This is a genomic window from Pradoshia sp. Z4_20 (genome assembly GCF_058216035.1).
In genome coordinates, this window is record NZ_JBZAJD010000001.1 from 125,191 (window position 1) to 142,625 (window position 17,435).

Genomic DNA, 17,435 nt, shown 5'->3' on the forward strand with positions numbered 1-17,435 from the left:
ATACATACTATACATACTAATTGCAGGGCCAAAGTTTCGAGAAGATTCGACTTTTAGAATCGAAATATTTTAACACATACATAATTGCTTTTTTCATGAATTAAGTGTAGATTAATTCTAAATAAATAGGATTTAAAACTCTTCCATTTTTGATTTCCAGGATTGAAAGGAGTCAAGAATGGATATTATGTACATATACATAAGGAACAATTAGTTTGGCAAATGAGTACGGCCTTTTTCTTACCTTATATGGGGCAATGTATGTTACAATCCTTACATACCCTTCATTAGTTAATCTGGATCGTAAAGAATTGCAGATTTCATGATAGAGTTCATAATACCAAGGGGTGAAACTATGTTTAAATTTAATGATGAGAAAGGGCAATTGAAGTGTTCTTTCTGTGGGAAAACTCAAGAACAAGTCCGAAAACTCGTAGCGGGTCCAGGTGTTTATATATGTGATGAGTGCATAGAGTTATGCACTGAAATTGTAGAAGAAGAACTGGGTACTGAAGAAGAAGTTGAGTTAAAAGATATACCAAAACCAATGGAAATCTTAGAAATCCTTGATGAATATGTTATTGGACAAAAAGGTGCTAAAAAATCCTTGGCAGTAGCCGTTTATAATCACTATAAACGTGTAAATTCTAATAGCAAAATTGAAGATGTAGAATTATCTAAATCCAATATTTGCTTAATCGGGCCTACTGGAAGCGGGAAAACACTTCTTGCTCAAACTTTAGCCAGATTATTAAATGTACCATTTGCCATTGCAGATGCTACGTCATTAACTGAAGCTGGTTACGTGGGTGAAGATGTTGAAAATATCTTACTTAAGCTAATTCAGGCTGCTGATTACGATGTAGAGAAAGCTGAAAAAGGCATTATATACATTGATGAAATCGATAAAATTGCACGTAAATCTGAAAACCCATCCATTACACGAGATGTTTCAGGTGAAGGTGTACAGCAGGCGTTGCTGAAAATTCTTGAAGGCACAGTGGCAAGCGTTCCGCCACAAGGAGGAAGAAAGCATCCTCATCAAGAATTCATCCAAATTGATACAACGAATATTCTATTCATTTGCGGTGGTGCATTTGATGGAATCGAACCGATTATTAAACGCCGTCTTGGCCAAAAAGTTATCGGTTTTGGATCAGTTAAAGAAGAAGTTGAAGATAAAAACTTGTTAACTAAAGTTCTTCCTGAAGACATGCTTCGTTTTGGATTAATTCCAGAATTTATCGGACGTTTGCCGGTAATTGCTACACTTGAGCAATTAGATGAGGATACATTAATCCAAATCCTTACTAAGCCAAAAAATGCGCTTGTTAAGCAATTCCAAAAAATGCTTCAACTTGATGACGTAGAACTCGAATTTGAGGACGGAGCGTTGTTAGAAATTGCGAAAAAAGCAATTGAGCGTAAAACAGGTGCACGTGGACTTCGTTCCATTATTGAGGGAATTATGCTGGATGTCATGTTTGAACTTCCTTCCCGTAATGATATTAAAAAATGTATCATTACAGCTGAAGTGATCTCTAAAGGCGAATCTCCAAAAATAATTCTTGTTGATGGAACAACTGAAACAGTTGAAAAGAAAACATCTGCTTGATAAAGATATAAGTTGTAGAAGAGGCCAATCAAAATCTTGATTGGCCTTTTTTGTATTGCAAATGACGTAATTTACAGGTTATCTATTCTTAAATGGATACATGTTTGGAGAGTTAGAAGAAAACAATTGCTTTTATAGGAAGAATAATAAGAGATTGACCCGATTGGAGTAGGAATCCAGCTGATTCCTTCATTAATCCAGCCAATTTTAGATTTTATCCAGCCAAATTCAGCACTAATCCAGCCAATTCAGCACTAATCCAGCCAATTCAGCTCAAATTCCAGCCAAACGCTAAAGTAGATGGCAGGTTTTGGTGTAGATATATAGAGCTTGAGTCATAAGGATAGCCACCCACTGCGGGAGGAAAGAACACATCTGTGCGCCTCCTCTTATGCTTGTCGAAGCTGATCAGTCGGCTCAGCTTTTTGATGTTTATTCCATCCTTTCTAGGGAGATACTAGCTTGTATCTCAACGATGTGATTTCAGGAGGGTGCTTATATGAGTTGGACTGGTGTGGTTATTGTTATCCAGCTGTTCTTTGGAATAGTGATTGGCATGTATTTTTTAAATTTGTTAAAGGGTCAAAGGGTACAAAAGGTTTCGATTGATCGAGAGGCTAAGAAGGAGATGGATCAGCTTCATCGAATGAAGTCTATCTCATTAACTGAGCCGCTTTCCGAAAAGGTAAGACCAGCACGGTTTGATGATATTATTGGTCAGAAGGATGGAATCAAGGCACTAAAGGCAGCACTTTGTGGGCCAAATCCACAGCATGTACTAATTTATGGTCCGCCTGGAATTGGGAAAACGGCCGCTGCGCGACTGGTGCTGGAAGAGGCTAAAGCAAATATGAAATCTCCATTCAGGCAAACCGCAACATTTGTAGAATTGGATGCCACAACAGCCAGATTTGATGAGAGAGGAATTGCTGACCCACTTATAGGCTCTGTTCATGACCCAATCTATCAGGGCGCCGGAGCAATGGGCCAGGCAGGTATTCCACAGCCAAAACAGGGGGCAGTTTCAAATGCTCATGGCGGTGTCTTATTTATTGATGAAATTGGAGAATTGCATAATATACAAATGAACAAATTATTGAAGGTATTGGAAGATCGGAAAGTACATTTTGAAAGTGCATACTATAATGAAGAGAATCCGAATATACCAAAACATATACATGAAATTTTTCAAAATGGATTGCCTGCTGATTTTAGGCTTGTTGGGGCTACAACGAGAACACCTTCTGAAATTCCGCCTGCGATTCGTTCCAGATGCATGGAGATTTTTTTTCGTGAATTAAATCAGGAGGAACTGAAAAAGGTGGCCAAAAATGCAGTTGAACGGGTGTCCTTAGAGATTAGTGATGAGGCGCTTAATGTCATTGGTAATTTTGCCAGCAATGGACGGGAAGCTGTAAATATGGTTCAGAGTGCCGCAGGTTTAGCCATTACAGAAAATAGAGATTATATTAAAGATGAAGATATTGAATGGATTGTTCAATCCAGCCAAATGTCTCCTAGATATCAAAGCTTTATTGCGAAAGAATCTGCCGTTGGTGTTGTAAATGGTCTGGCTGTAACCGGACCAAGCTCAGGGGCGTTACTTGAGATTGAAGTTACGGTTATTGATGCGGTTGATAAGGGATCAGTTAATATAACTGGAATCGTAGAAGAAGAAAGTATTAATAGTGCAGGAAAATCCATCAGAAGAAAAAGCATGGCTAAGGGATCGATTGAAAATGTGGTGACTGTCCTGAGAACGATTGGCGTACCAGCTGACAAATTTGATATCCATGTTAATTTTCCGGGCGGTATACCGATTGATGGTCCTTCGGCAGGCATTGCTATGGCCGTTGGGATTTACTCAGCTATCTATCAAATACCGGTAAAAAATAATGTTGCAATGACAGGAGAAATCAGCATTCACGGGAAGGTTAAGCCGGTTGGCGGTGTGTTTACGAAAGTGACAGCAGCTAAGTTAGCGGGAGCCGATGTAGTTCTGATTCCGGAAGAAAATATACAAGCCCTGTTAAACCAAGTCGAAAATATTGAAATTAAACCTGTCAGGAACTTAAAGGAAGTATTTCAACTAGTATTCGATCGTACAGCGGCCATTGATACTATTATTGAAAATATGCCACTTTCTGAACGGGAAAGCGGCTGAGGGAACAAAATTAAAAGGCTTGCATCAGAGCGAGCCTTTTTTTTGTCTTACTAATAATGAGAGTGGGAAATTTTGTTACCTTAAAAATTGATTGAAAGGTGTTACATCCACTTAAATTTAGGGAAAACAAGTAACATGGTTTCGTTTATCGTCCCAAATAGACACAAACCAGTAAATACGATAAAATTGGTAAAAGGTCAATGAATAATACATATATTAGCATGTTTTGGAGGTGCAACAAATGGCAAACACTATGGACAAAAACGTTCCCCTCCTGCCGCTTCGCGGATTGCTTGTTTTCCCAACGATGGTTCTCCATCTGGATGTTGGAAGGGAAAAATCTGTTCAGGCGCTAGAGAAAGCGATGGTAGATGACCATTTGATATTTTTAACTACTCAGAAGGAAGCTTCTACAGATGAGCCCAGTGAAGATGATTTGTATGAAATGGGTACACTCACTAAAGTAAAACAGATGCTTAAACTCCCAAATGGGACAATTCGAGTGTTGGTAGAAGGTTTATCGAGAGCACAAATGGTTTCCTATGAGGATGATAGTGATTTTCTTACAGCGAAGCTCGAAATTATTGAAGATCCAGTAGAGAAGGATCCTGAAACAGAAGCTTTGATGAGAACTTTATTAAATTACTTTGAACAGTACATAAAAATCTCAAAAAAGGTCACAACAGAAACATATAATTCAACTGTTGATATAGAAGAACCCGGCAGACTGGCCGATATTGTTACATCACATTTGCCGCTTAAGCTGAAGGACAAGCAGGAAATACTTGAGACCATTGATGTCAAGGAAAGATTAAACAAAGTAATCAGTTTAATCAATAACGAGAAAGAAGTATTGAATCTCGAAAAGAAAATCGGTCTGCGTGTCAAAAAATCAATGGAGCGAACACAAAAGGAATATTATCTACGCGAACAAATGAAAGCAATCCAAAAAGAGCTCGGTGACAAAGAAGGTAAGGCTGCTGAGATTGCTGAATTTGCTGAGAAGATAAAGGAAGCGGGCATGCCGGCTCATGTCATGGAAACTGCACTTAAGGAGCTGGACCGCTATGAAAAGATTCCGGCAACATCTGCAGAGAGTGCGGTCATTCGTAATTATATTGAGTGGCTGATTGCAATTCCTTGGTCGAAAGCAACGAAGGATGATCTGAATATTAGAAAAGCTGAGAACATCTTAAACAAAGACCATTATGGTCTTGAAAAGGTGAAAGAGCGCGTGCTTGAATATTTGGCTGTTCAGAAGCTTACGAATTCCTTAAAAGGACCAATTCTTTGCCTTGCGGGACCTCCAGGGGTAGGTAAGACTAGTTTGGCAAAATCCATAGCTAAGTCTTTGAACCGTAATTTCGTCCGGGTTTCTCTTGGTGGAGTAAGAGATGAATCAGAAATACGCGGACATCGCCGTACGTATGTGGGGGCTATGCCTGGCCGTATTATACAAGGGATGAAAAAAGCGGGAACCATTAATCCGGTTTTCTTATTGGATGAGATTGATAAAATGTCCAACGATTTTCGGGGGGATCCATCTTCAGCTATGCTTGAAGTTCTTGACCCGGAGCAAAACAATACTTTCAGCGATCATTATATTGAGGAAACCTACGATCTTTCCAATGTAATGTTTATTGCTACAGCCAATGATTTAGCAACGATTCCGGCACCTCTACGTGATCGGATGGAAATTATTAATCTCTCCGGCTATACGGAAATTGAAAAGCTCCATATTGCTAAAGATCATCTGATGCTAAAACAAATCAAAGCTCACGGATTGACAAGAAGCCAGCTTCAAATGAAGGATGATGCGATTATCAAAATCATCAGGCAATATACAAGAGAAGCTGGGGTTCGTACTTTGGAAAGGCAATTGGCGGCAATCTGCCGGAAAGTAGCCAAGATTATTGTTTCAGGTGAGAAGAAAAAAGTTATTGTCACAGAAAAAGTAGTGGCTGAATTTTTGGGTAAACCGTATTTCCGTCATGGCGAAGCAGAGCGTGAAGACCAGGTTGGAGTAGCAACTGGACTTGCTTATACTACATTTGGCGGTGATACCCTTCAAATTGAAGTTTCTTTATCACCAGGTAAGGGCAAACTTGTGTTGACGGGTAAACTTGGAGATGTCATGAAAGAATCCGCGCAGGCTGCTTTCAGCTATGTTCGTTCCAAGGTTGAAGATTTTGGGATTGACAAGGATTTCTATGAGAAATATGATATTCATATTCATGTTCCTGAAGGAGCTGTTCCAAAAGATGGTCCTTCCGCAGGTATTACTATAGCGACTGCCTTAATTTCAGCGCTTACGGGTAAAGCGATCCGTAAGGAAGTAGGGATGACTGGTGAAATAACTTTGCGTGGTCGTGTATTGCCGATTGGGGGATTAAAGGAAAAGTCATTGAGTGCTCATCGTGCAGGACTAAAGAAAGTTATATGTCCGATTGATAATGAGAGAGATATTGATGATATTCCTGAAAGTGTTCGTGAAGAATTAGAATTCGTATTTGTATCACAACTTGATGAAGTGCTGCAACATGCATTGGTAGGTGGAGAAAGTTGAAAATTACTCAAGCAGAGATTGTGATGAGTGCTGTTAAACCGGAACAATATCCAACAGATGGTTTTCCGGAGTTCGCTCTTGCTGGACGTTCAAATGTAGGAAAATCTTCTTTTATTAATAAAATGATCAATCGGAAAGGTTTGGCCCGTACTTCATCTAAACCGGGTAAAACACAAACATTGAACTTTTATAAGCTTAATGAGCAATTATTTTTCGTCGATGTACCGGGATATGGATATGCGAAAGTATCCAAGTCCGAACGTGAAGCATGGGGTAAGATGATTGAGACATACATTACGACACGTGAGCCTTTACGTGCTATGCTCTTAATCATTGATTTGCGCCATAAACCGTCTGTGGACGATGTAATGATGTATGATTTTCTTAAGCATTATGAGATACCTTGTATCATTATTGCAACCAAAGCGGATAAAATTCCAAAAGGTAAATGGCAAAAGCATCTAAAAGTCGTGAAAGACACACTGAATATTATCGAAAGTGACGAAGTGATTTTGTTCTCTTCGGAGACTGGGCTTGGAAAAGATACGGCTTGGAATGCCATACAGGCGCGAATATAAAAATTGATGTGAAAAGAGCTGCATATTAGTTATGCAGCTCTTTTCATATGTATATTCTAATATCAGAAGCTCTGATGAGTATTTTTTGGTAAAGCCCCTAATTCATAAAGGATGGCAGCATCACTATTTTTTCCTTCCCTAAATTTAAATATCATGTACCTGTTTCTTTGATTCGTTGGTTATCCGAAGGAATGTTAAACCAACCACCTTTATAGGTCATCCAGCCGGTATAACGGACAACTAGCTTTTCTCCCTGTTCTATTAAATCATCTATTATCCATTCATCATCCTGAAAAACATTCCTATACTAGTTCATAAATTCTCTCATATCATTTTTTGGGTTATCTGTATTTCTTGAGTGGAATATAAAATGTGAATCTGTAAGCTGATCTAAGAGTTCAAGATTACCTTTCGTAAAGTATTCATCGAACCATATCCTGTCGACTTCTCTTTTTTGATCAGTAATCACTTTATCTCCCTATACTTGTATAAGATGGTCTGACCTTTGTATTATTCCTCATCCTCAAAAGTAATCATTACGCCAACAACCTGTTTGAAAATATTATATTTCACTTTGACTTTATACATTCCATCACCATAGCCAGACATAGAAACCGCACCTCCAGGAACCACTCCGGCTTGTTCATCTGTATCAGTCATATCACAGCATACTACATAGTATTTTGAGCTAGCCTCATCTATCTCTATATCATGGGTATTTATCAGTTCATATGGGATTGTTTCATCTTTTTGAAAAACGTCAAAATCAAAGATTCCTGCTTGTGCTGAATCAACCGCTATTGCTTGAGCGCAATCATGCCATCTCCCGCTTGGTTTCTTTTCACCATAATATACGAACAAATTTTGTACTGCTTCCTCATCAGTGTGTGTAACATATGCTGTCCACTTTCCATTTTTCACATTTAGAAGTAAGACTTGCAGGTCTTCTTCATCTTTATCGTAACATGGGTCCGTAACAATTAACTTCCCACTTTCGATTGTAAATGTGCCTAAGATTTTAGGCTTATTTGTCTTTTTCGGTACATACCAGTCAATAAATTCACTTAAAGTTGAAGCCTTACATTCGCATTTTCCCTTTTTATCATCCCATAGAAAAATCAGCTCTTGCATAAATCTTTTTCGAATTCGATAGCAGAGATTATTTCCATTGATATGGTCACCAATACAAATAAATTCATCAGGCATATTTTTAGGCCGGTTCTCTTGATTTTGCCTAACAATATCCATTGTAAAGGCTAATTGTTCATTAGTTTGAATCGAGTACAAAGTCCATTCTCCGAATGTTGCACCATTTGTTTCTAGAAAGAGTTCCTTGTATTCTTCTGGAAAGGTAGCGCCAAGTGTTCGTTCTGTTTTCTTTAATTCAATTAATGACACTCCGGCTACTTCAATCTTGGGATTAATCTTATTTATTACTTTCTTCATTGTTTCCTCCAAGGATTTTTCCAAATTATTATGACATGTAAGAGAAATAACGTAATTTTATTAATATGCTAAGAATTGATTTATAAAAAGCGAAAGAAATGAGTGGTCTGAAGATGAGAATTGAAGTAAACAAATGAAGTAGAATCATCAAATTCGAGAATCTTTTTAAGGATGGATTGTATGCGTAAATCTGTCAAACGTCTATTATGTGGATTGCTTGGATTTATTTCTCCATACGAGGGATGCAATTAAAATAAGTAAACCGGCGGCTATTCCCATTATTTGATCGATTAAAAGCTCACCTGTTCTAAAATAACGGATTGTAAATGTTCCTCCGAAAATAAGAAGTATGCTGATGGAAAATCGAATGAAAAATGTGTTTGTGCTCAATCTCTAACACCTCCTCTGTAAATAAAGCATAATTCATATGTAATTAATTGTAAATATCCTTTGTTAATAGGCTGAGATCTCTATAAAAGGCTTTTTCGTAAATATTGTTGCTTTGAATAAAAAGGGAGCTGCTATCCATTTGCGGTAAAATTGGGTGGGAATTACCTTCTTGAATGAATGGGATAGGTTAGTGAAGAAGGAATTTATTAATATTTTATTGAATTATATTAAAGATGAATACATATAGAAACCCAAAAAACGGTAAATTGTAGCGTTCAGGTGAGATTAATATGATATGGGTACATAAAAATATAAAGGGAAACCACAAGACTTTCTGAAGATACAGCCTACGTTTTTTATTTTAGTATGAATAATGCTACAAGAGACTTTTTGAAAGAGTGTTGTCATTCCCTTTTTGATTGGATTAGTCCTGAACTACCAGAAGACTTAATGTTTTACCATAATGATAAATGCATATTAGCTGTATGCTCCCACGAAGAATATTTTGTAGTGGAGGAAGCTATTTGGGACAGTTTCATATTGAACTAAACCAGCTAATAGTTTGTCAAACATTTCACTCAACCATATAATTAAGGCATGTTATACTAAAAATAAGGCATGACAAATAAACTTCCTTCAACGATATGGAAGTTCCTTGAAGATATGTGAAAATCTATTTTAAGCTACATCTTGGAATGTTGTTTTGGTTTTCAAAAGAGCGTAAATCCAATGTAAAAGCTTATTAGCACAGGCAATAACGGCTACTCGATAAGGCTTTCCTTCCTCACGTTTTTTGTCGTAAAACTCACGTAATCTCTTATTTCGAGGGATGAGTTCCTTGGTCTTTCGGGTGTTACGTGCATCTCGAATAGCACAACGGACAGCTGTGAATAAGGCATGTCTTAGCCTGCTGGAACCCCTTTTTGTGATGTGATTCTTGGTACCTTTGAAGGTGCCAGACTCGAATACACTAGGATCGATTCCCGCAAAGGCAACCAACTTCTTAGGGTGATTAAACCGATCTATTTCTCCAATTTCTGAAATAATCGTTGCCGCGATTTTTTCACCGATACCAGGAATGGATTGGATAATCTGATATTCTTCTATATTTTTTGCTAGGGCATCTATCTCTTCTTCAAGTTTGGATAGATGCTTTTTATATTCTAGAAGAATGTTAATAAGCATCTCTAAACTGATAAGATGACTGTGGTACAAGGTCTGTTGAAAAGGGTTCTGGCTAGCTGCTTTCACGAGCTTATTTGCTTGATTACAGGCCCATTGTCGAGATCGACTCTTGCACAAATCATAAATCTTCTTAGATAAAATCTCTTCACCAGCTTCTAATACCTGTTTAGAGGTAGGGAAAGCCGATAATGTACGTAAAGAAACATCCGAATACAATTCTCCAAATACTCCTACATACGCTGGAAACACTTGATCGAGAACAGTTTGAAATTGTAACTTCACTTGTACAAACATACCTGTCAAACTCTCGTGTTGCCTCGTCAGATTACGTAGGTTTAAAAGCTGTATACCACGCTTTTTATAGGGCTCTAAATCCTCCTTATAATACAGCTCGCAGAGATGGTGGGCATCAATGACATCTGTTTTGACTTTACGTAAACTTGAACTTTTTGCTTTGTAAGAAATAAGTGGATTCACTACGATTAACAGATATCCTCGTTTCTCGAAAAACTGTACAACTGGCATATGATAATGCCCAGTGGATTCCAAAACAAGGGGAGGCTTTGAGCCAGATACTTCTTCGACTTCCTTGATAAATGCATAAAGATCCTGTAATCCATCTAGTGTATGGGCAACTTTAAAGCTCTTTTTGTACGGTTTCTTTTTCTCGAAGAAGGCTTGAACCTGACTTTCTCCTTTAGCGATATCCAGACCAATGACTGGATTCATGAGTATCTCCTCCTCATCAATGAATTAGCTGGTAACCCCTAAATGGCTCCTTATAGTGTCATAGCTTCGCTTGTTATACGAGATCAATGTCCCAACCAGCTTCAATCATGTTTCTATAAGTAGGGGGCGAACGGTTTAGTTGACGGGGTTAAACCCCAGGGGCAGCTACGTTCTACCCCAGCTACCTCTAGTATTCTAGACCTCAAACAAAAAGGTCAACCAATTACTTGGTCAACCTTATAATACGAACGGGGCAGTTTAGCTCAATAAGAGAAAACCACTAGTGAATGTTACCATTACCAAACGACTTTATTATGAATTAAGCAACTATATGTACAAAGATAATAAAGTCGTTTAATTTTAATACAGAAAAATAAAAGCCTTACTACACATAAAATGTAATAAGGCTTTTAAAATTTGTTCAAAAACGCACAATTTTGTCTTTATCATTTCATTGCTTGTAACGTTTCCTTTGCCCAATGAAAAATTAACGTTGTATCTTGTTGTAAATGAACAGGCATACCTTGTTGAATCTCTAAAAAACGGCTTAATACTTGTCGATCAAGCTCTTCTGCATTTAGAATAAGCTCCCCTATATCTGATTGAAATATTTCTGATTTTAAAAATTGCTTTCCTTGTATTACGAAACGTGCATTTTTAAATATAGCTTTAATTGCCTCTACTGATTTTGTGTGCAAATAATTGTGCAAAGTCATATGATAACTATTTCCTGCACCTGTTCGAACAAATCGCTTGATATCTTCCGGTTGAATATGTTTCTTTAAAAATTCCAAGCTACCGTAAACTGCTTTTGTATCATAGACAAAGGTAAATAAATCCGATTTATCCCAAGCTTGGAGTTCGTCTACACCCGATATAAAACCACAAAGTAAATGACGGTTTGGCATCGTATGGGTAACGACTTCATACGATAATAATCGATCAATCGTCAGTTCTTTAAAAATGACCACTACATCAATATCACTGTCTAGCTTTGCCTCTTCCCTCGCTCTACTTCCTTGCAATCCTATAAAGACAATCTCCTCGCCAAATTGTTGAATAAGTTTTTGACTAAATTGCTCAAGCCAATCGTTCATTTCAATCATATGCATTACCATCCTTATTTAATTTTGCCGCGGTAAATGCAGTAGCGTAAATAATTCTATTTTAAAACTGTAACTGTAGTCAATCGACTTATTTCTTGTAGTTTTTTATTATAACTGTACACGATAAATGGTAGGCGGGAAAGTTTCATTTTTAAATAACTCTATTATCATTAAACATTTCAATCATCTCTTATTAAATTAACGAGTGCATTAATTGAAGAAGGAATAACACTATTCTTGTTTAAGTAATTGTTATCTGGGACCAATAAGTTATTTAGAAAGTAAGATTATGTTTGTTTTGGCGAATGTCTCATTGTGATTAAGGATTATACCGCTAAAGGAGCAGCATTCCAGAAATAATAAAAAGCTTGTGAACAAGTACACTTAAACTATAGGGGGCGTTGATCCAGGAAGGATTAATCTCTTTTTATGTTGAATTTCTTATTGAAGTAAAAGGGGAAGGTTTATTTAAGAAAAAATATAATATAAGTTTTAATCCCAATGATAAACTGATGAGGAGAAACTGAATTGAAAATTGTAAAAATTTACGAATATGAAATTAATGGTCAATTGGAAACTAAATTACGGCAGTTATTAGTAGAATGTTTTACAGATGTATATCCAAAAGATAGAATTTACTTTAAGCAGTTACCTCATTTTAGGTTCATTGTAATTGATGATACTAATCAACTTGTCGGTCATGTGGGCTTGGATTATAGAGTAATGAATTTAAACGGGAAACCAATAAGAGTTCTTGGTATCATCGATTTATGTGTATCAAAAAACAAGCGTTCACAGGGAATAGGTTCATTACTGCTCTCTGAAATAAATGATTTCTGTGAAGGGAAGTTAGTTGATTTTTTACTCTTGTTTGCAGATAACAAAAAATTGTACTTAAACGCAGGATTCAAGTCTGTAAATAATGAATGTAAATGGTTAAAAATTGACGATGAAAATCAATCAACTTACGGAATAGGACATGAAAAGATTAATGAGCTTATGATCAAAGAAGTAGGTAATATAAAATGGGAAAATGGCAAGTTAGATTTATTAGGATACCTTTATTAAGCTAACGGGGGCGATTGCAAAACAAGGCAGTCGCTTTTTGTGTTATTTGCGCAGGAAGGTTTTATAAAGAATAATAATATTAAGGTTAGTAGAGGTTTCAGAATATACGTGGGAAAATCAACCTTCCCTTTATTGGTAATCCGACACGATTCCTATTGTTAGTGCTTTTTCTGATCTTTAAGAAAAAAGTAGTTGACAACGGAAAATAAATTATGATATTATTAAATATTTGCTAAAAAATGATATATATGTTAAGGTTAAGAAGGTTACCATATATGGAGGTGGATTATTTGTTTCAAATTGGCGATAACATTGTTTATCCAATGCATGGAGTAGGTTTAATTAAAGCCATAGAAGAAAAGGAAATCTCAGAGGAAAAACAACAGTATTATGTCATAAAAATGTTAATCGGTAATATGCAAGTCATGATTCCTACGGGTAAGAGTTCAAGTATACGCCCTGTTACTGACATAATTGCATTAAAACACATCATAAACATCTTTCATCATGGAGAATCAGATAGATTACTGCCGTGGAAACAAAGGTATAAAGTGAACACGGACAAAATAAAAACGGGTAAAATACAAGAATGTACTGAAGTTGTACGTGATTTAATGCGTATGAAGAAAGAAAAAGCACTTAATACAAGCGAAAAAAAAATGTTAGATAACGCACATGAATTTTTGATTAGTGAACTGGGATTAATTAAAGGTATTACTGAAAATCAAATAAAAAGTTTCTGTTAAGGTTAATTTAAGAAAATTGATTACTTTCCCGAAAATTTCCTGATTTTTTTGAAATATGTTTATTATTAAAATAAATCTTTTCAAAGACATTCAACTTCTCCAACTCACCTTTAGAGCATTAACCTCTTTTGTAATTTCTACAATCTAATCCATTTTTATTATTTAAATTTATTTTACGAACGTTTGAAGTTTCATCAAATAACTCGATAAAATAGTCACTTGATTTTTGCAATCCTGATTCACACTGGCACGGACAAGGAGCCGTAAGGATGAAAGAGAGGTAGGGCTTTCATTGTTTTAGGTATACAATATATTATTTAAGTCATTATTTCTAGAAGAAAAAACAATCAATCTCACCTCTATCTTTAAGAATTTTTTATATCATCTGAGACAGTGAATAGTAATTGTTTATCTTCTTTACGTTAAAGAGAGAAACGAATTGGTAACACCATATGGTCAACTACAAAAATGGATTCCAGACCAGGAAACCATTTTTTATTTTATTTACATAACAATAGTAAAGATTACTGGTGAGGGTTTAAATCCTTTGAAGGGCAACGCGTACAAGAAGGATTTTAATGCTATTTTGGAACATATTAAAGGTTAACTAATAATATTAAATCATGTATGAAAAAACCAAGTTTGTGAATACGGAAGTATTTGAAATTCTAGGTTCTAATAACAGTCATTCAATTGTAGAAGATTTCTCTGAAAATTCCCTGATTGCTTTTTGGATCAGAATTGACTGGGAGAATCCTATTGTTAACCGAGTTGAAGTAAATGACCAAGAAATTAAGAGCATTCCATCCTTTCTAATTTCTAAAGATTTGATACTTCAATTCCTATATATATCTTTTGGGGATACGATAGTTATCCATGTGTAAAAACTAAATTGACTGGAGAAATATTAAGTAATATTGAGGATATTGTTTGGTTAGGAAATGATTTATATATTTATTGTCTTACACAGAAATATGTTATTGAATTCTTTCATGATGATACGGTTAATGTGGGGTGGATTTAGGTCAACAAAGACTTTATCCTTATTTAACAAACAGGGGCGGTGATCCAAGAAGGATTAATGCTCTTTTTTGTTGAAATCCTTATTGTTGAAACGGGGCAGTTTAGCGGAAGAAGGTTTAATACCTTTCTTGTTGAACTTATTATGGTAGACCAGGTCAGTTTAATAAGAAAGGAAGATATTATTGGGGAATTGGGAAAGGAATTTACTTAAAACATCACGTGGTGTATTCGAAATATTTATAAAGGGTGAAGGCGAACAACTTTGTGTTACCCATCATTATGCAGAATTTAATCAGACAGGTGATTATTTTGCAGAGACTTTTACAAAAACAAACAAAGTATTTTTGATAAATTTAAGAGAAGCAGGTAATTCAGAGAAAGCACAAAAACCGTATCAACTAATTTTTTTGGAAACAATATTTGATATAGAAGCTATTCTAGAAGAATTGGGTTTTAATAAATGGGGATTTTCTGGGCACTCAACTGGGGGGTATGTTAGGCATTATCTACGGAATATACTTTTCAAAATCTCTTACATTTAATGTGATTGTCGGAGCTGCAGCAAGAGAATATATGACATTCTCAAAAGATTGTATTTATAATCCGAAACACTCCCAATTCACCAGAATGCAAGAACTTAATGAAACATTGAAACGTTCAGGTATATCATCAGAAAAAAGAAAAGAACTAAAAATTGAAAGAACGAAACTATCTTTATTCGACCCTGAAAAATATGACGAGCTTTTTTGTCTAAACATTAGTAAAGGAATGTCTGCGATTCGTATGGATTTTTTCAGCCGAGAATTACAAGTCTATTATGTAACGAAAAAGCTGGAGTTTATATCAACCCCAACTTTAATAATTTGCGGTAGAAATGATGTACAGTGTCCAGTGTTATACTCTATTGAAATGGAGGAAGGAATACCGAATTCAAAATTAGTGATTATTGAAAAAAGTAATCATTACCCTTTCTTAGAAGAAGCTCAACAATTTATTGAAGAATATAATTTATTTATAAAGGAACACCAATCCTTATTAAGCTAATGGGGGCGTTGATCCAAGGAGGATTAATGCTCTTTTTTGTTGAATTCCTTATTGTAGAAACGGGGCAGGTTAGCGGAAGAAGAACATTTAGATTTTTTAATGCTAGAGATAGTTATTTACTGAATATGGTAATATTGAATTGGTCTATAATACAGAATTACTTTTATTAAGGAGACTTAGTAAATTTTATGTGCTAACTCTATTATCAGGAGGCGTTTTTAATGTTTAACTTCACAAGTATATCAATGATTAGATTCCCTAAATTGTTTATTCATTCCGTTCTTCTCATCGTCACCCTTACGTTTTTAGCTTTATTAAGTGCAGATATAATTGGATGGATTATTGGAAGACCTATTGAAAATAGCACTGGTTACGTAACTTTTATTACTATAATGTGGGTTTTCTTTGCTTTACAAAGCGAAAAATATAAGAAACAGTCTAATACCTCTGAGATTATCTTAGGGTAGCAACTTTCAAATATATGCTTGTAAGGATTGTTGTTTTACCTTGCCTTATTCAGCCAAAGGGGCAGTTTAGCGGAAGAAGGATAAAGCCTTTTGAAAGTAGAATAAATATAGGAAATAGGGTAAACGGGGCACGATGACACCGAAATGGGGAATTCAAATATGAAATTAAATGCAAAATTAAATACACCACAAATCATCTTTACATCTGCATTTGTTGCCACAATACTTACCGTTGTAGATTCTTTTGTAGATTGGGATAAGTCGATATATAGGGGTCTTTTTGCAGGCATAATGACTATTGTTGGTGCAGTATTTGCTAAAATTATTTTCAAGGATGAGAATTAGAAATAAAATCTTGCTAAACAAACAGATGCGATTGCGGAAGAGGAGCAGTCGCTTTTTTACTAACGGGGCAGGTTAGCGGAAGAAGGAAAGTAATGCTTTAAGGGGGATTATTATGCAAGATTTAGAAGTTAGGAAAAAGTTCTTTTTGTCGCTTCTTATTTTCCCGCCAATTGGTCTCTTGATTAGAACATACGATGAACTATCATTGGTAACGAAAGGCATACTGACTACAGATATGTATGTTTTGATTTTAATCACAATAGTTGGAATAGTTGGGTATGTGGATGCCAAAAAGAAAATAAACAGTAAATAGATATCAGTATGTTCTAGTCGTTATTAGACAAACGGGGCAGGTTAGGTCAATAAGAATAGGTGAAATTGACAGCGGATTAATCTTCGGTTGGCTTGCTCGGAAAAAAGAGAACGAGGAACGAACCGAAAAATACGATTTTAATGACAAGAAACAGGATGTCCGCGGCCCAGTAGTCAGGTAGAAATTCCACTGCAAATTCCAGACCAAGCACGGCTCCTGTAATAAGGAACACAAGAAGATTTAGTATTTTCATTTTCATATCAATCACTCTCCTTGAAAGTAGGATAAAATCGAAATAAGCAATGAGGACGAATTAAAAGATAACTTTTTTGGGGTGTGCTAAAAAATATAAAGATAAAATTGAAGTTGCTAATACAAAACCTGTTATTTTCCAAATGAATTATAACATATGTGTTGGTCGTGATTATAAAAAGATAATCAGTTTTTGATCATTCATCCTGAAATAAAAATTGATTAAGAAACGCTGTGATTGATTGTCCTTATTTGGGTTATCGGGTAGCAATCTTGTATTGAAGGATACGTTATGTAACACTAACTATAATTGGAAAGAATGCACTTCAACTAACTGGGCATTACTCCAATATCAAGGGCTGTGATCAGCTCCTTTTTGTTATGCAGCTAAAGGGGCA

The 17,435-nt window shown here is 35.8% G+C and carries 15 protein-coding genes and 1 pseudogene; 11 read left to right on the forward strand and 5 right to left on the reverse strand.

Annotated elements, in window-relative coordinates; all coding sequences use genetic code 11:
• Positions 1 to 355 precede the first annotated feature (355 nt).
• The 4 genes from clpX to yihA all read left to right on the forward strand — a co-directional run bounded on the left by clpX (position 356) and on the right by yihA (position 6,923).
• The gene (clpX, locus tag AC4BHP_RS00540; RefSeq protein ID WP_066108651.1) at positions 356 to 1,615 is read left to right on the forward strand and encodes an ATP-dependent protease ATP-binding subunit ClpX; all 1,260 of its coding nucleotides are present in this window, start codon (positions 356 to 358) and stop codon (positions 1,613 to 1,615) included.
• Between the two features lie 499 nt (positions 1,616 to 2,114).
• Entirely contained in the window at positions 2,115 to 3,779 is a 1,665-nt protein-coding gene (gene lonB, locus AC4BHP_RS00545; protein ID WP_066108648.1) for an ATP-dependent protease LonB, read from the forward strand.
• A gap of 241 nt (positions 3,780 to 4,020) precedes the next feature.
• Positions 4,021 to 6,345, forward strand: coding sequence for an endopeptidase La (gene lon, locus AC4BHP_RS00550; protein ID WP_139892829.1), 2,325 nt, complete (start codon positions 4,021 to 4,023; stop codon positions 6,343 to 6,345).
• Positions 6,342 to 6,923 carry a ribosome biogenesis GTP-binding protein YihA/YsxC gene (gene yihA, locus AC4BHP_RS00555; RefSeq protein WP_066108642.1) on the forward strand — a complete coding sequence of 194 codons (582 nt, stop codon included), beginning with the start codon at positions 6,342 to 6,344 and terminating at the stop codon, positions 6,921 to 6,923. The genes lon and yihA overlap by 4 nt, the downstream gene beginning before the upstream one ends.
• Positions 6,924 to 7,433: 510 nt before the next feature.
• Here the strand turns inward: yihA and AC4BHP_RS00560 are convergent.
• The 4 genes from AC4BHP_RS00560 to AC4BHP_RS00575 form a co-directional block, all read right to left on the reverse strand.
• On the reverse strand, positions 7,434 to 8,369 hold the full coding sequence (locus AC4BHP_RS00560) for an SMI1/KNR4 family protein (protein WP_490551073.1): 936 nt from the start codon (positions 8,367 to 8,369) through the stop codon (positions 7,434 to 7,436).
• A 204-nt stretch (positions 8,370 to 8,573) separates the two neighbouring features.
• Positions 8,574 to 8,759 (reverse strand): hypothetical protein, encoded by a 186-nt coding sequence (locus AC4BHP_RS00565; RefSeq protein ID WP_139892831.1) that lies wholly within the window; start codon positions 8,757 to 8,759, stop codon positions 8,574 to 8,576.
• A gap of 678 nt (positions 8,760 to 9,437) precedes the next feature.
• Positions 9,438 to 10,673, reverse strand: coding sequence for an IS110 family RNA-guided transposase (locus AC4BHP_RS00570; RefSeq protein WP_490551074.1), 1,236 nt, complete (start codon positions 10,671 to 10,673; stop codon positions 9,438 to 9,440).
• A 446-nt stretch (positions 10,674 to 11,119) separates the two neighbouring features.
• Complete coding sequence (locus tag AC4BHP_RS00575) at positions 11,120 to 11,779, reverse strand: nucleotidyltransferase domain-containing protein (RefSeq protein WP_192796829.1); 660 nt, start codon at positions 11,777 to 11,779, stop codon at positions 11,120 to 11,122.
• 528 nt (positions 11,780 to 12,307) lie between these two features.
• Here AC4BHP_RS00575 and AC4BHP_RS00580 point away from each other — a divergent pair.
• From AC4BHP_RS00580 to AC4BHP_RS00610, 7 genes and pseudogenes are all read left to right on the forward strand, one after another.
• Positions 12,308 to 12,847, forward strand: a complete 540-nt coding sequence (locus AC4BHP_RS00580) for a GNAT family N-acetyltransferase (protein WP_066108626.1) — start codon at positions 12,308 to 12,310, stop codon at positions 12,845 to 12,847.
• 275 nt (positions 12,848 to 13,122) lie between these two features.
• Positions 13,123 to 13,593: a CarD family transcriptional regulator gene (locus tag AC4BHP_RS00585; RefSeq protein ID WP_066108620.1), complete on the forward strand. Its 471-nt coding sequence runs from the start codon at positions 13,123 to 13,125 to the stop codon at positions 13,591 to 13,593.
• 844 nt (positions 13,594 to 14,437) lie between these two features.
• A complete protein-coding gene (locus tag AC4BHP_RS00590) occupies positions 14,438 to 14,617 on the forward strand; it encodes a CDI toxin immunity protein (RefSeq protein ID WP_490551631.1) in 180 nt (59 codons plus the stop codon).
• A gap of 181 nt (positions 14,618 to 14,798) precedes the next feature.
• Positions 14,799 to 15,660, forward strand: a pseudogene (locus AC4BHP_RS00595) (alpha/beta fold hydrolase).
• Positions 15,661 to 15,881: 221 nt separating this feature from the next.
• Entirely contained in the window at positions 15,882 to 16,127 is a 246-nt protein-coding gene (locus AC4BHP_RS00600; RefSeq protein WP_490551075.1) for a hypothetical protein, read from the forward strand.
• A gap of 159 nt (positions 16,128 to 16,286) precedes the next feature.
• A complete protein-coding gene (locus tag AC4BHP_RS00605) occupies positions 16,287 to 16,472 on the forward strand; it encodes a hypothetical protein (RefSeq protein ID WP_151675538.1) in 186 nt (61 codons plus the stop codon).
• A gap of 112 nt (positions 16,473 to 16,584) precedes the next feature.
• Positions 16,585 to 16,785 (forward strand): hypothetical protein, encoded by a 201-nt coding sequence (locus AC4BHP_RS00610; RefSeq protein WP_066102689.1) that lies wholly within the window; start codon positions 16,585 to 16,587, stop codon positions 16,783 to 16,785.
• Between the two features lie 76 nt (positions 16,786 to 16,861).
• Here the strand turns inward: AC4BHP_RS00610 and AC4BHP_RS00615 are convergent, their stop codons facing one another.
• The gene (locus AC4BHP_RS00615; RefSeq protein ID WP_490551076.1) at positions 16,862 to 17,044 is read right to left on the reverse strand and encodes a hypothetical protein; all 183 of its coding nucleotides are present in this window, start codon (positions 17,042 to 17,044) and stop codon (positions 16,862 to 16,864) included.
• Positions 17,045 to 17,435 lie beyond the last annotated feature (391 nt).

Coding starts and splice junctions, on each gene's coding strand:
- clpX (WP_066108651.1), top strand. CDS start 356: ATGTTTAAATTTAATGATGAGAAAGGGCAATTGAAGTGTTCTTTCTGT.
- lonB (WP_066108648.1), top strand. CDS start 2,115: ATGAGTTGGACTGGTGTGGTTATTGTTATCCAGCTGTTCTTTGGAATA.
- lon (WP_139892829.1), top strand. CDS start 4,021: ATGGCAAACACTATGGACAAAAACGTTCCCCTCCTGCCGCTTCGCGGA.
- AC4BHP_RS00560 (WP_490551073.1), bottom strand. CDS start 8,369: ATGAAGAAAGTAATAAATAAGATTAATCCCAAGATTGAAGTAGCCGGA.
- AC4BHP_RS00570 (WP_490551074.1), bottom strand. CDS start 10,673: ATGAATCCAGTCATTGGTCTGGATATCGCTAAAGGAGAAAGTCAGGTT.
- AC4BHP_RS00575 (WP_192796829.1), bottom strand. CDS start 11,779: ATGATTGAAATGAACGATTGGCTTGAGCAATTTAGTCAAAAACTTATT.
- AC4BHP_RS00585 (WP_066108620.1), top strand. CDS start 13,123: ATGGAGGTGGATTATTTGTTTCAAATTGGCGATAACATTGTTTATCCA.
- AC4BHP_RS00600 (WP_490551075.1), top strand. CDS start 15,882: ATGTTTAACTTCACAAGTATATCAATGATTAGATTCCCTAAATTGTTT.
- AC4BHP_RS00605 (WP_151675538.1), top strand. CDS start 16,287: ATGAAATTAAATGCAAAATTAAATACACCACAAATCATCTTTACATCT.
- AC4BHP_RS00610 (WP_066102689.1), top strand. CDS start 16,585: ATGCAAGATTTAGAAGTTAGGAAAAAGTTCTTTTTGTCGCTTCTTATT.
- AC4BHP_RS00615 (WP_490551076.1), bottom strand. CDS start 17,044: ATGAAAATGAAAATACTAAATCTTCTTGTGTTCCTTATTACAGGAGCC.